Raw genomic sequence first — 13,810 nt, 5'->3', positions numbered from 1 at the left:
CGGTCGGCGGTGTGACAGCGCGCATACGGCCGCGCCCGCACATCTCACATCAGCTCGACCTAGCTCCACCCAGCTCGATCTGTCCATCTCCATTCATCATCATCTCCCCCGAAACGGAGCATCATGCGATCGTGGGCCAAGGGCACTGCTCGTGCCGCCCTGCTCACTGCGAGCTTCGTCGCTCTCGGTGCGGGCACCGCTTTCCCCAGCGGCGCCTTCGCCGACACCACCAGCGGCGACTCCAGCGTGCTCGGCGGTAATCAGATCAACCTGCCGGTCTCCGCGCCGATCGACGCCAGCGGCAACGCCGTGGCGGCGGCGGGCCACGCCAAGGCCGCCTCCAAGGGCGGCGCGTCGGCCACCAACGGCGGCGGATCAGGCCAGACCACCTCCGGCAAGTCCGGCGTCGGGTCGGGCAACCAGGTGAACGCCCCCATCTCCGCGCCCGTCAACGCCTGCGGCAACGCCGTGGCGATCTTCGGCACCGCGGACGCCGGTTGTAAGGGCGGCGCGACCGTCAACAACCAGGGCGGCGGCGGCCAGAAGACCTCGGGCCAGTCCGGCGTCGGGTCCGGCAACCAGGTGAACGCCCCCATCTCCGCACCGGTCAACGCCTGCGGCAACGCGGTCGCGGTCTTCGGCTCGTCCGAGGCCGGCTGCGAGGGCGGCGCGGACGTACTGAACAAGAGCTCGGGCGGCCAGCAGACCAGCGGCGCCAGCGGCGTGGTCGCGGGCAACCAGGTGAACGCGCCCATCTCGGCACCGGTCAACGTCTGCGGCAACTCCGCGGCGATCCTCGGCGACGCCGTCGCGGGCTGCGAGGGCGGCGCGAAGGTCAAGAACGGCGGCCACACCGGCGCCGGCCAGAGCACCTCGGGCAAGTCCAGTGTCATCGGCGGCAACCAGGTGAACGCCCCGGTCTCGGCCCCCGTCGACGTCTGCGGCAACGCGATCGGCAACGCGGTCGCCGACTGCGACGGCGGCGCCTCGGTCCGCAACGGCGGGCACGGCTCCGGCGGCCAGAGCACCAACGGCGACTCCAGCGTCGCGGGCGGCAACCAGGTGAACGCCCCCGTCTCGATCCCGGTCAGCGCCTGCGGCAACGCGGTGGCGGTGCTCGGCGAGGCCGGCGCGTTCTGCGAGGGCGGCGCGCACGTGCGCAGCAGCTCCGGCGGCGCGCAGACCACCTCCGGCAAGTCCAGTGTGGCCGGCGGCAACCAGGTGAACGCCCCGGTCAACATCCCGGTCGAGGCCTGCGGCAACGCCGTGGCCGTGCTGGGCGACGCGGCCGCCGGGTGCAACGGCACCGCGGCCGTCGTGGGGCCGAACGGCTCGGGCGCCACCACCTCCGGGGAGTCCGGGGTCGGTTCCGGCAACCAGGTCAACGCTCCCGTGAAGGCTCCGGTGGAGGTCTGCGGCAACGACGTCGCGGTGGCCGGTCACCCGCAGCCGCAGTGCGACGGCGGCCCCAGCTGGGGCGGCTACAACTCCTACATGCGGGGTGGCAAGCGGATGCCCGCCGCCCCCGGGCTGCCCCTGGGCCTGCCCGGGCTCGCCGGCGTGACCAAGGCCCTGCCGATGGGCCTGACCTCGGCGATGCCCGCGATGCCCGCCCTGCCCGCTGCTCCGGCGCAGCTGCCCACCGGCCGCCAGGCCGGCGGCCTGCCCGTCACGCCCCCGGCCGGGCTGCCCGCCCTGCCGGTCTCGCCCGGGACCGTCACCAAGCAGCTCCCGGTGAACGTCTCCGGCGCCCGTGAGGCCCGGACCGTTCCGGCGCTGCCGATGGTCGGGAGCCTGCCGGTCAACCCGACGACGCTGCTGCCCGTCGACCCGACCACCGCCCTGCCGGTGAACCCGGCCTCGGCGCTGCCGGTCAACCCGGCGTCCTCGCTCCCGGTCAACCCGACCGCGCCGCTGGCGGCCCTGCCCGTCCAGCTGCCGGCGACCCCGCTGACCCCGGCGAACGCCCGTACCGCCGCGCCGCTCCCGGTGCCCGCCACGCCCGGCACCCCCCAGCTGCCGGGGCTGCCCAAGCTGCCCGTCTCCGGTGACATCAAGCTGCCGCAGGTCGGCGGCCTGACCGACCAGGCCGGCACGGCCACCGGCGCCCTCGGCAACGTCAAGCCGATGGCCGCCTCCGAGCCGCTGGGGTCCAACACCCAGGACGGTTCGATCTGGGTGCTGGCCGCCGCCGCGATGCTGACGGCCATGTCCGCCGCCGTGGCGCTGACCCGCCGCGTCCGCATCGGCCGCCGCTGATCGCGTACGACCGAGTTCGACCCGAGTTCGCCTAGAGCTCGACCCAAGCGAGACCGCCGGGCTTGATCAGATCTTTTGATCATCCCCAATTGATCAAGCTCGGCGGGCAATCCGTAAAAGAACACAGACGCTTTACTTGCGAGGTTTCCCGAAAGCCTGCCTCGCTGGTGAAGTCGCAAGGACGCTTTGCCCGTGTCGGTGCTGCCGCGGTCCTCGGACCGCAAGGCACCTTCCAGGTGAAGCTTCATGGACGCTTTGCCCGTCCCGGAGGCGCGGTCCGGGGCGGGCAAAGCCCTGTCCGGGGTCGGGCATAATGATTACCGTACGTCTTAGCCGCCGCACATAGTGCTACTCTCCGGACGAGAGCGGTCGTGAGTGGTCCTGAGCGGTCAAAACGTACGGACCTGACGAATGATCTTCCGGCGGAGTTGGATTCGGCGGCTACCGTCGGGGTAGAGGCGCAATCTGTCGAGTTCCCAGCCGCCGTGTTCGGCGTGCTCGGTCATGACCTGCCGGGCGGTGTCACGGGTGGTGCCGCGCGGCAGTCGCAGGACGAGGTAGGTGTACTCCACCATTGCGGTCCATTATGACCCGCTCGTGTACGGAGTGGAACGTGGTGGGGAACGCGTTGGTGGCGGGCTTGGTCCGCAACCCCGCCGGGGACGTGTCATCCTGTCGGAGGTTTGCAGCGGTGGGAACTCGCGGGCATGAACCTCTCGTCGTTGAACGTTGTAGGAAGCCCGTGTAAGAGACCAGACAGTGAGGTTGGAGCGACTGTGCCAGCCAAGAACGGCACTGCGAAGAGCGGCCGGGGCGGCGGCGACGCCGGCACCCGCCTGGTGATCGTCGAGTCGCCTGCCAAGGCGAAGACGATCGCCGGATACCTGGGCGGCGGCTACATCGTGGAGTCCAGTATCGGCCACATCCGGGACCTGCCCGGCAGCGCCTCCGAGGTGCCGGCGAAGTACAAGGGCGAGGCCTGGGCGAAACTCGGCGTGAACGTCGACGAGGAGTTCGAGCCGCTCTATGTGGTGAACGCCGACAAGAGGCAGCAGGTCGCCAAGCTGAAGAAGGCGCTGGCCGAGGCCGACGAACTTCTCCTCGCGACGGACGAGGACCGGGAGGGCGAGGCGATCGCCTGGCACCTCCAGGAGGTCTTGAAGCCCAAGGTGCCGACGCACCGGATGGTCTTCAACGAGATCACCCCGGACGCGATCCGTGCCGCCGCGGCCAACCCGCGCGAGCTGAACCTGCGCCTGGTGGACGCCCAGGAGACCCGGCGCATCCTCGACCGCCTCTACGGCTACGAGGTCAGCCCGGTCCTGTGGAAGAAGGTCATGCCGAAGCTGTCGGCGGGCCGCGTCCAGTCGGTGGCGACCCGCCTGGTGGTCGAGCGGGAGCGCGAGCGCATCGCGTTCGTCCCGTCCCACTACTGGGACATCCAGGCCGAGTTCGACACCGGCAAGGAGGACGAGCCCAAGGCGTTCAAGGCCGGGCTGGTCTCGGTCGACGGCAAGCGCGTCGCGCAGGGCCGTGACTTCTCCTCCGACGGCACGCTGAAGACCCGCGACGCCCTGCACCTGGACGAGGCCGCCGCGCGCGGCCTGGCCGACCGGCTGACGGGCCGTCCGTACGCGGTGAAGTCGGTCGAGCGCAAGCCCTACACCCGCAAGCCGTACCCGCCGTTCCGCACGACGACGCTGCAGCAGGAGGCCAGCCGCAAGCTGGGCTTCTCGGTGAAGTACACGATGCAGGTGGCCCAGAAGCTGTACGAGAACGGCTTCATCACCTACATGCGTACCGACAGCATCCAGCTCTCGGAGACCGCGATCACCGCCGCGCGCCGCCAGGCCGCGGCGCTGTACGGCGCCGAGTACGTGCCGGACAAGCCGCGCGTCTACACCAGCAAGGTCAAGAACGCCCAGGAGGCGCACGAGGCGATCCGGCCCGCCGGTGAGTCCTTCCGCACGCCGGGCGAGACGGGCCTGTCGGGCGACCAGTTCCGGCTGTACGAGCTGATCTGGAAGCGCACCGTCGCCTGCCAGATGAAGGACGCCGCCGGTCAGTCGGTGTCGGTCCGCGTGGTCGGCGACTCGACTCAGGGCGAGACCGCCGAGTTCGGCGCGTCCGGCAAGACGATCACCTTCTACGGCTTCCTCAAGGCCTACGTGGAGAGCGCCGACGACCCGTCGGCCGACCGGGACGACCAGGAGCGGCGGCTGCCGAACCTGGACGAGAACGACCCGCTCACCGCGCTGGCGATGGCGGCCGAGGGCCACTCGACCCGGCCGCCGGCCCGCTACACCGAGGCCAGCCTGGTCAAGGAGCTGGAAGAGCGCGAGATCGGCCGCCCGTCCACGTATCCGGCGATCGTCGGGACGATCCAGGACCGCGGCTACGTGTTCAAGAAGGGCACCGCGCTGGTCCCGTCGTTCCTGGCGTTCGCCGTGGTCAACCTGCTGGAGCAGCACTTCGGCAACCTGGTCGACTACGAGTTCACCGCGCACATGGAGGACGGTCTCGACGAGATCGCCCGCGGTGAGGCCGAGCGGATCGGCTGGCTGACCCGGTTCTACTTCGGCGACGACGGCGAGGACGGGCTGAAGGAGCTCACCGGCGACATCGGTGACATCGACGCCAAGGAGATCAGCTCGTTCCCCATCAAGGGGACCGACATCATGATCCGGGTCGGCCGCTACGGCCCCTACCTGGACCGCGACGGCGAGCGGGTCAACATCCCCGAGGACCTGGCGCCCGACGAGCTCACCGGTGAGAAGGCCGAGGAGCTGTTCGCGCAGCCGTCCGGCGACCGCGAGCTCGGCGCCGACCCGGCGACCGGTCACACGATCGTGGCCAAGTCGGGCCGGTTCGGGCCGTACGTCACCGAGATCCTGCCCGAGCCGCCGGCGCCCGCCGAGGGCGAGAAGAAGAAGCGCACGAAGAAGGCCGACGCGGTCAAGCCGCGCACGGGGTCGCTCTTCAAGTCGATGTCGCTGGACACGATCACGCTGGACGACGCGCTGAAGCTGCTGTCGCTGCCGCGCACGCTCGGCGAGATCGACGGCGAGCCGGTGACCGCGCAGAACGGCCGGTTCGGCCCGTACATCAAGAAGGGCACCGACAGCCGTTCGCTCGGCTCGGAGGACGAGCTCTTCACCGTCACCCTCGAGCAGGCCAAGGAGATCCTCGCCCAGCCGAAGCAGCGCGGGCGGGGCCGGGCCGCGGCCGCGCCGCCGCTGCGCGAGCTCGGCAACGACCCGGCGAGCGAGAAGCCGGTCGTGGTGAAGGAGGGCCGGTTCGGCCCGTACGTCACCGACGGCGAGACCAACGCCAGCCTGCGCAAGGGCGACGAGGTGGAGTCGATCACGATCCAGCGCGCCGCCGAGCTGCTCGCCGAACGGCGTGAGAAGGTGGCCGCCGGCGGCGGGCCGAAGAAGAAGGCGGCACCCCGCCGCAAGGCCCCGAGCAAGTCCTGACCGGAAGCCCGATCACGTCCTGGACCGGGAGCCCGGCCACGTCCTGACCGGGAGATCGACGATCTCCCGGCGGGGCGGTCGAATCGTCCCGAAACGGGAGATCGTCCGCTCTGATCAGGGAGCATGATCCTGACCGCCGGGCGCGACCGGACCTTGACCGGCCGCTCCCGGCGCGCCTTACCGCCGGGTGACGATTCGGCGACGGGTTGAAGTCGAGGTCCTCAGGACGCAAAGTCTCGCTCCTGAGGACATCGACGCCGATACCCTGACCGACATGACCAGATCGGGCGCCAGCCACCCGCACGCCGCCGCCCCGCCTTCGGGCGTCTCGTCGATCACGCCGTTCCGGCGGCTGATGATCGCGCTCTCGCTGTCCAGTCTCGGCCACTGGCTGAGCGTCCTGGCGCTGACCGCCATGGCAGGCGCCCTTACTCGAGATCGCGACTTCCAGGGGCAGGCGCAGGTCATCGGCGCGGTCCTGGTGGCGATGCTGCTCCCGGCGGTGCTGCTCGCGCCGCTCGCGGGGGCCCTGGCGGCGCGGCTCGACCGCCGGCTGACGATGATCGGCGCGGACGTGCTGCGGTTCGCGCTGCTGGTGTCGGTCCCGCTGGTCGACTCGGTGCCGTGGACGCTGGCGTCGGCGTTCCTGGTGGCGTGTGTGACGCTGCTGTGGATCCCGGTCGTCGGGGCGTGCGGCCCCGGCATGGTCCCCGAGGAGCTGCGCGACGACGCGCGCCGCGCCGGCCGGCTGGCGGCGTACGGTACGGCGCCGCTGGCGGCCGTGCTGTTCTCGATCCTGGCGCTGATCGCCAGCGGCTCGTTCAAGGCCGCCGAACGCGCCGACCTGCCGCTGTACGTGACCGCCGTGGTGTTCCTGGGCGCGGCCGCCGCCGTCGCGGCGCTCCGCGAACTGCCCACCCGCGACGAGGCGGGCTTCTCCGCGCAGTCGGCCGTGAAGCTGGTCTTCCAGGGCCTGCAGCCCGAACGCACGGGCGCGGGCCAGGCCGCGGGACAGGGTGAGGGACAGCGCGAGGGACAGGCCGCGCGCCCGGGCCTGCACGGCCTCGCGCTGGCGCTGGTCGGCGTCTCGCTGGCGGGCGGCGCGGTCGTCGCCGTCGCCAAGGTCTACGCGCACGTGCTCGGCGGCGGCGACGCGGGCTACGGCTCGATCGCGGCAGGGCTGTCGATCGGGCTGGCGTTCGGCGCCTTCCTCGGCCCGCGGATCTTCGGCCCGTTCAGCCGCCGCCGGCTGCTCGGCCTGTCCGTGCTCGTCGCGGCGCTCGCGCTGGTCGCGATCTCCCTGATCCAGAACCTCGTCGTGGTCGTCTTCGTCAGCGGCCTGCTCGGCCTGGCCGCCGGGGTCGCCTGGTCGACCGGCAACGCGGTGGCGAGCGAGGCGACCGGCGACCGCGAGCGCTCGTACCGCTACCTGGGCGCCGTCGCGCTGATCACCGGCCTGCTGGCGGCCGCCGCCGTGCCGCCGCTCGCGGGCGTCCTCGGCGACCACCACATCAAGCTCGGCGGCGACTCGGCGTACGACCTGGACGGCGCCGGGCTGGCGCTGCTGATCATCGCCGTGCTCGGCCTGGTGGCCGGCCTGGTCTCCTACCGCCGCCTCGACGACCGCCGCGGCATCCCGCTGCTGCCCGACCTGGCCGCTGCGCTGCACGGCAACACCTACACCCTCCCCGAGCAGGTCGAGGCCGAGACCGCCACCGCGTCCCGAGCGGTCCTGGGCCGGGGCGTCTTCATCGCGTTCGAGGGCGGCGAGGGCGCGGGCAAGACCACCCAGTCGCGCCTCGCCGCGATCTGGCTGCGCGACCACGGCTTCGAGGTCGTCACCACCCGCGAGCCCGGCGCCACCAAGACCGGCATGCGGCTGCGCGCGCTCCTGCTCGACAAGGAGACGACGGGCCTGTCCGACCGCGCCGAGACGCTGCTGTACGCCGCCGACCGCGCCGACCACGTCGCGAACGTGATCAGGCCCGCGATGGACCGCGGCGCCATCGTCGTCAGCGACCGCTTCGTCGACTCCTCGCTGGCCTACCAGGGCTACGGGCGCCGGCAGCCGGTCGGCGAGATCGCCCAGGTGAACTCCTGGGCCACCGCCGGGCTCGTTCCCGACCTCACCGTGCTGCTGGAGCTGCCGCCCGAGGACGGCCTGGGCCGGATCACCGGGCAGGCCGACCGGATCGAGTCCGAGCCGTACGACTTCCACGACCGGGTGCTGCGCGGCTTCCGCGCCCTCGCCGAGGCCGACCCGGACCGCTACCTGATCCTGGACGCGAGCCGCCCGCAGGCGGAGATCAGCCGCGAGATCCAGGACCGGATCCGGGCCATCCTGCCCGACCCGATCCCGGCCTCCACCGAGGACATCACCAGCACGTTCCCCGCCATCACGGACGCGTGAGGTCGCCGGCAGGCCATAGGCTTTCGGCATGAGCGTGTGGGATGACCTGGTGGGCCAGGAGCCGGTCGTCGAGCAGCTGAGCTCCGCCGTCGCGTCCTCGGCCGGGGACGCCGGCGCGAACGGCAAGATGGCGCACGCCTGGCTGTTCACCGGGCCGCCCGGCTCGGGGCGTTCCACGGCGGCGCGCGCGTTCGCCGCGGCGCTGCAGTGCACCGAGAAGCCGCGCGGCTGCGGGCACTGCGCGTCCTGCCACCAGGTGCTCCAGGGCACGCACGCCGACGTCGAGGTCGTACGACCGTCCGGGCTGTCCTACAGCGTGAAGGAGACCCGCGAGCTGGTGCTGCGCGCCTCGTCCTCGCCGAGCGGCGGGCGCTGGCAGATCGTGCTGTTCGAGGACGCCGACCGCGCCACCGAGGCCGCCTCCAACGCGCTGCTGAAGGCCATCGAGGAGCCGCCGCCGCGCACGGTCTGGCTGCTGTGCACGCCCTCGCCCGAGGACATGCTGGTGACGATCAGGTCCCGCTGCCGGATGGTGACGCTGCGCACGCCGCCGGTCGCCGCCGTGGCCGACGTGCTCGTCCGCAGGGACGGCATCGACCAGGTGATCGCCGACCAGGCGGCGCGCGCCGCGCAGGGCCACATCGGCCGGGCCAAGCGCCTGGCCACCGACCCGGAGGCGCGCAAGCGGCGCGGCGACGTGCTGTCGCTGCCCCGGCGCCTCACCTCCGTCGGGCCCGCGGTGACGGCCGCCGAGGCGCTGGTGAAGGCCGCCGAGGCCGAGGCCAAGGTCACCACCGAGGAGCTGAACGAGTCCGAGACCAGCGCGCTGCGCCAGGCGCTCGGCGAGAGCGCCAAGGGACGCATGCCGCGCGGCACGGCCGGGGCGCTCAAGGAGCTGGAGGACCGGCAGAAGTCCCGCGCGACACGGGTCAAGCGCGACTCCCTCGACATCGCGCTCCTCGACCTCGCCTCGTACTACCGCGACGTGCTCACGATCCAGCTCGGCGCTGGAACGCCGCTGGTCAACGACGATCTCAGCGCCGAGATCAGGAGTGCCGCGGCGGCCGGGCGCGCCGAAGACACTCTCCGCCGCCTGGATGCGATCATGGAGTGCCGGGAGCGGCTGGAGCTGAACGTCAATCCGTTGCTGGCCGTCGAGGCCATGGCTCTCGCCCTGCGCACCAACTGACGCGGGCGGCTCAGGCGGCCGTCTTCTCAGGGGGTACGCATTGCGGCGCGCCGCGCTGTCCATCGCCGTCTCAGCCGTGGCCACGACCGCCATGGCCTCGCCCGTCGCCGCGAGGCCGGGACCGCGCGCACGAGAGGACTACGTCGTCCTCTATAAGAAGGACGCGTCGCTGAAGAGCGCCCACGAGGCCGTACGAGCGGCCGGCGGCAGCATCGTCAGCGAGAACCTCGACGTCGGCCTCGCGACCGTTCGCGGCGACAAGGCGCGCTTCCCCGCTGCGATCATGCGGCAGCAGCCGATCGAGGGCGTCGCCCGCGATCGCGTCGTAGGCACCGCATCCAAGCCGGATCCCAAGCCAGCCTCCAAACCGGCTCCCGAGCCAGCCCCCGAGCCTCAGCTCCGCGCGGATGTCGGAGCGGCCGTACGGGTCGGGCCGCACCCCGCCGGTCGCGCCGGGGACGAGCCGCTGTCCGACCTCATGTGGGACATGAAGCAGATCCACGCGACGCCGAAGGGCTCGTACGCCGTGACCCGCGGCGACCACCGCGTGAAGGTCGGGGTCATCGACACCGGCATGGACGCGGGCCACCCCGACATCGCGCCGAACTTCGACCGGGCGCTCAGCCGCAACTTCACCCGCGACCTTCCGGCCGACGCGAACGGCACCGAGATCGACGGGCCGTGCGCCGCCGAGCCCGACCGCTCCTGCGACGACCCCGCCGACGTGGACGAGAACGAGCACGGCACGCACACCGCGTCCGCGATCGGCGCCCCGCTGAACGGCATCGGCATGTCGGGCGTCGCGCCCGGCGTCTCGCTGGTCAACCTGCGGGCCGGGCAGGACTCGGGCCTGTTCCTGCTGCGGCCGGTCGTCGACGCGCTGACGTACGCGGCGCGCAACGGCATCGACGTCGTCAACATGAGCTTCTACATCGACCCGTGGCTGTGGAACTGCCCCGACAACGCCGCCGACTCGGCCGCGGACCGGCTGGAGCAGCGCACGGTCGTCGCCGCGGCCCAGCGCGCGCTGGACTTCGCGCACGCGCACGGCGTCACGATGATCGCCTCGGCGGGCAACGAACGGGCCGACTACACCGGGACCAACACCGACGAGACCAGCCCCGACCTGGCGACCGAGCCCGGCGAGAAGCCCCGCCGCCGGACCGTCCCGGCGTCCTGCACGTCGATGCCGTCCGAGGGCGACCATGTCATCCCGGTCTCCGCGACCGGCATCAGCAAGCGCAAGGCGTCCTACTCCAGCTACGGCAACGGCTACGTCGCGCTGGCCGCGCCCGGCGGCGACAAGGCCGACAACGCCACCGGCCATCCCGACGAACGACTCGGCACCTGGGCCGCCTACCCCGAGTCGCTGGCCCGCGCCCGCCACGAGCTGAACGCCGACGGCACGCCGAAGACGCCCAACATCGTCCGCAGCTGCGCGGGCGGCGTCTGCGGCTACTACCAGTCGCTGCAGGGCACCTCGATGGCCGCGCCGCACGTCGCGGGCGTCGCCGCGCTGATCGTCAGCCGGTACGGAACGCCCGATCCCGTGCACGGCGGTCTGACCCTGGACCCCGCGTTCGTCGAACGCAGGCTGATCGGCTCGGCCACCCCGACCCCGTGCCCGGACCACCGCACGGTCAGGTACGCCTGGTCGGTGCAGGTCAAGGGCACGTGGACCGAAACGCTCTCCACCCAGATCTGCAAGGGGACCAAGGCCCGCAACGGCTTCTATGGCGCCGGTATCGTCGACGCCCGGCGAGCAGTAGGCGGTCATCCGTAATTCGTTCGGCGACGCGAGCAACCGGAGGGGCACCTTGGCGTCTCTGGTACATGAAAGCTGAAGCGTTGCTCGAAGGACGAGCGCACGACGACGCGACGGCCGCCGTGAGCGAGCTCTATCGAGGGCATGCGCTGGGCCTCACGCGGCTGGCCCTGGTGATGGTCGGAGATCGCGGAACGGCCGAGGACGTCGTTCAGGAGGCGTTCCTCGGCCTGTACCGGCGGTGGTCGCACGTCCAGGACCGCGACAAGGCGCTCACGTACGCGCGGTCGGCCGTGCTGAACGGCTGCCGCACGGCGCTGCGCCGCCGGCGCCGCCCGTTCCGCACCGTGCACGAGCCGCCGGTCTGGTCGGCCGAGGCCGCGGCGATGGTCGGAGAGGAACAGCGGGCGGTCATGGAGGCGCTGCGGCGGCTGCCGCTCCGCCAGCGCGAGGCCCTGATCCTGCGCTTCTTCTGCGACCTCAGCGAGGCGGAGATCGCGGCGGCGATGCGGATCAGTCAGGGCACGGTGAAGTCGACGACGTCGCGCGGCGTGGCCGCGCTGGGCAAGATCCTGGAGGGGGAGCGGTGAACACGACCGAGGAGCGTCTCGCCGACGCGCTGAAGACCACCGGGGACACGCTCGGCCCCGAGGACATTCCCGAGCTGAACCTGTCCGCCGCGCCTCGCCGCCGCTCCGCGTTCGGGCGCCCGGCGCTGATCATCGCGGCAGCCGCCGTGGTGACCGCCGTGGCCGCCGTCGGCGGGACCTACCTGGCGCAGGGGGACGACACCAAGCACGTACGGCCGCTCGGGCAGGGCCGGGCTGGGGAGATGCCGGGCCTCCAGGTCGTCGTGTACCTCTGCACGAAGACCTCCAGCAATCCCTCGTGCCTGAGAAGCGACGCCTCGGCCGAGCAGAGGCGCAGTCTGAAGGCGTCCCTCGAGCACATGCCTCAGGTGAAGAAGGTCGACTACGAGTCGCGGCAGCAGGCCTTCGGCCGGTTCAAGGATCGGTTCGTCGGGACACCGGAGCACGCTCAGAGCACCAAGCCGGGTGACATCCCGGACTCGTTCTGGGTCGTTCCGCGGCGGGCCGAGGACGCGCGCACGATCATGGACGCGGTCCTCGGGCGGCCCGGGGTCGACCGGGTGGTCATCGACCGCTGATCGGGGCGCCAGGGGGGCTCGGGCAAGATGGAGGCATGCCGTATCGCGTCACGTTCGTCTGCACGGGCAACATCTGCCGCTCCCCGATGGCCGAGTGGATCTTCCGCCACCACGTCGAGGAGGAGGGGCTGGACGTCGAGGTCGACAGCTCCGGCACCGGCGGCTGGCACGCGGGCGACGACGCCGATCACCGTACGGTCCAGACGCTGCGGCGGAACGGCTACCGGTCGGCGCACACGGCGAGGCGGTTCGAACGCGACTGGTTCGACGGCTACGACCTGATCATCGCGCTGGACGAGGGGCATCTGCGGGAGCTGGCGTCGATGGCGCCGGACGCCGAGTCCCGCGACAAGATCAGGCTGCTGCGGGAGTTCGACCCGGACGCCGGGGACGACCTGGACGTGCCCGACCCGTACTACGGCGGCCAGAGTGATTTCGAACACGTTCGCGAGCTGATCGAGGCGGCGGTGCCGGGCCTGCTCGACGAGGTCCGTACGGCGCTGAAGGAGCGCTGAGCCGATGGCGGGGCTGGACCGCGGTCGCGTGGGCGATCTGCTGGGCGTGCGCGTCGAGCGGGTCGTGGACCGCGGGTCCAGCCACTCCTGGACGCTTCATCAGGTGACGCTCGCCGACGGCCGTGAAGCGTTCGTGAAGGCCGCAGCCGACCAGGCGGGGGTGTTCGCAGCCGAGACGGCGGGCCTGCGCTGGCTCGGCGATGGCGATGGCGATGGCGATGGCGACGGTAGCGATGGCGATGGCGACGGTGGCGGGGCGCCGGTGGCCGAGGTGCTCGCCGCCGACGATCACCATCTGGTGCTGCCGTGGCTGCCCGCCGAGAGCCCGGAGCCCGCTGCGGCCGAACGCCTCGGACGCGAGCTCGCCGCCCTGCACGCGCGCGGCCCGGACTCCTACGGCGCGCCCTGGACGGGCTTCATCGCCGACCTTCCGCTGGACAACACGCTCAGTGATGAGCCGTGGTCGCGCTGGTACGCGGACCGGCGCCTCGCCCCGTTTCTGGAACGAGCCGGGCACCATCTCGCCGACTCCGAGAAGCAGCTGGTCGAGCGCGTGATCGAGGAGATCGACGGCCTCGCGGGCCCGCCCGAGCCGCCCGCACGGATCCACGGCGACCTGTGGGGCGGTAACGTGCTGTGGTCGGGCGGACGCGGATGGCTCATCGACCCGGCGGCCCACGGCGGGCACCGCGAGACCGATCTGGCCATGCTCGGCCTCTTCGGCGCTCCGCACCTGGAACGCGTCCTGGCCGCCTACGATGAGGTCTCCCCGCTCGCGGACGGCTGGCGTGACCGGATCCCCCTGCACCAGCTCCATCCGCTGCTCGTTCACCTGGAGCTGTACGGCGCCTCGTACCGTTCACAGGTCGTGGCGGCGGCGAGGGCCGCGGTGCGCGGCTGAGCGGAGTGGAACCGGATTCGCATCAAGTGGGTCAAAGTCCGCGAAGACGGCTGTTTGCCGTGAGATTGATGAGATAGAAACGACCTGGTAGGAACGGCGGGGGTACGGGGCGGGATCTCGGAAGGCG

General features: G+C 71.9%; 10 protein-coding genes. 9 read left to right on the top strand and 1 reads right to left on the bottom strand.

The genetic code is table 11. From position 1 onward, the window contains the following. Positions 1-123: 123 nt before the first annotated feature. Entirely contained in the window at positions 124-2,259 is a 2,136-nt protein-coding gene (locus tag J4573_RS31310) for a chaplin family protein (RefSeq protein WP_208259490.1), read from the top strand. A gap of 389 nt (positions 2,260-2,648) precedes the next feature. On the opposite strand, the gene J4573_RS31305 is transcribed toward J4573_RS31310, so the two are convergent. Continuing rightward, positions 2,649-2,834 (bottom strand): DUF5703 family protein, encoded by a 186-nt coding sequence (locus J4573_RS31305; protein ID WP_026341458.1) that lies wholly within the window; start codon positions 2,832-2,834, stop codon positions 2,649-2,651. Between the two features lie 201 nt (positions 2,835-3,035). Between J4573_RS31305 and topA the strand changes: the two genes are divergently transcribed. The 8 genes from topA (at position 3,036) to J4573_RS31265 (ending at position 13,683) form a co-directional block, all read left to right on the top strand. After that, entirely contained in the window at positions 3,036-5,735 is a 2,700-nt protein-coding gene (gene topA / locus J4573_RS31300) for a type I DNA topoisomerase (RefSeq protein WP_307797040.1), read from the top strand. Positions 5,736-6,009: 274 nt separating this feature from the next. Then, positions 6,010-8,145 carry a dTMP kinase gene (tmk, locus tag J4573_RS31295; protein ID WP_208259488.1) on the top strand — a complete coding sequence of 712 codons (2,136 nt, stop codon included), beginning with the start codon at positions 6,010-6,012 and terminating at the stop codon, positions 8,143-8,145. 28 nt (positions 8,146-8,173) lie between these two features. After that, positions 8,174-9,334, top strand: a complete 1,161-nt coding sequence (locus J4573_RS31290; protein ID WP_208259487.1) for a DNA polymerase III subunit delta' — start codon at positions 8,174-8,176, stop codon at positions 9,332-9,334. A gap of 40 nt (positions 9,335-9,374) precedes the next feature. Beyond that, entirely contained in the window at positions 9,375-11,117 is a 1,743-nt protein-coding gene (locus J4573_RS31285) for a S8 family peptidase (RefSeq protein WP_243773827.1), read from the top strand. 65 nt (positions 11,118-11,182) lie between these two features. After that, positions 11,183-11,689: a SigE family RNA polymerase sigma factor gene (locus J4573_RS31280; protein ID WP_243773826.1), complete on the top strand. Its 507-nt coding sequence runs from the start codon at positions 11,183-11,185 to the stop codon at positions 11,687-11,689. Then, positions 11,686-12,267 carry a permease-like cell division protein FtsX gene (locus J4573_RS56280; protein WP_208259485.1) on the top strand — a complete coding sequence of 194 codons (582 nt, stop codon included), beginning with the start codon at positions 11,686-11,688 and terminating at the stop codon, positions 12,265-12,267. Before J4573_RS31280 ends, J4573_RS56280 begins: the two co-directional genes overlap by 4 nt. Positions 12,268-12,302: 35 nt before the next feature. Next, positions 12,303-12,782, top strand: coding sequence for a low molecular weight protein-tyrosine-phosphatase (locus tag J4573_RS31270; RefSeq protein WP_208259484.1), 480 nt, complete (start codon positions 12,303-12,305; stop codon positions 12,780-12,782). A 4-nt stretch (positions 12,783-12,786) separates the two neighbouring features. Beyond that, a complete protein-coding gene (locus J4573_RS31265; RefSeq protein WP_208259483.1) occupies positions 12,787-13,683 on the top strand; it encodes a fructosamine kinase family protein in 897 nt (298 codons plus the stop codon). Positions 13,684-13,810: the final 127 nt, after the last annotated feature.

It is taken from the genome of Actinomadura barringtoniae (assembly GCF_017573505.1).
Lineage (GTDB): Bacteria > Actinomycetota > Actinomycetes > Streptosporangiales > Streptosporangiaceae > Spirillospora > Spirillospora barringtoniae.
Note: the sequence above shows the minus strand (reverse complement) of the source record. Positions and strands in the feature narration are given on the sequence as shown.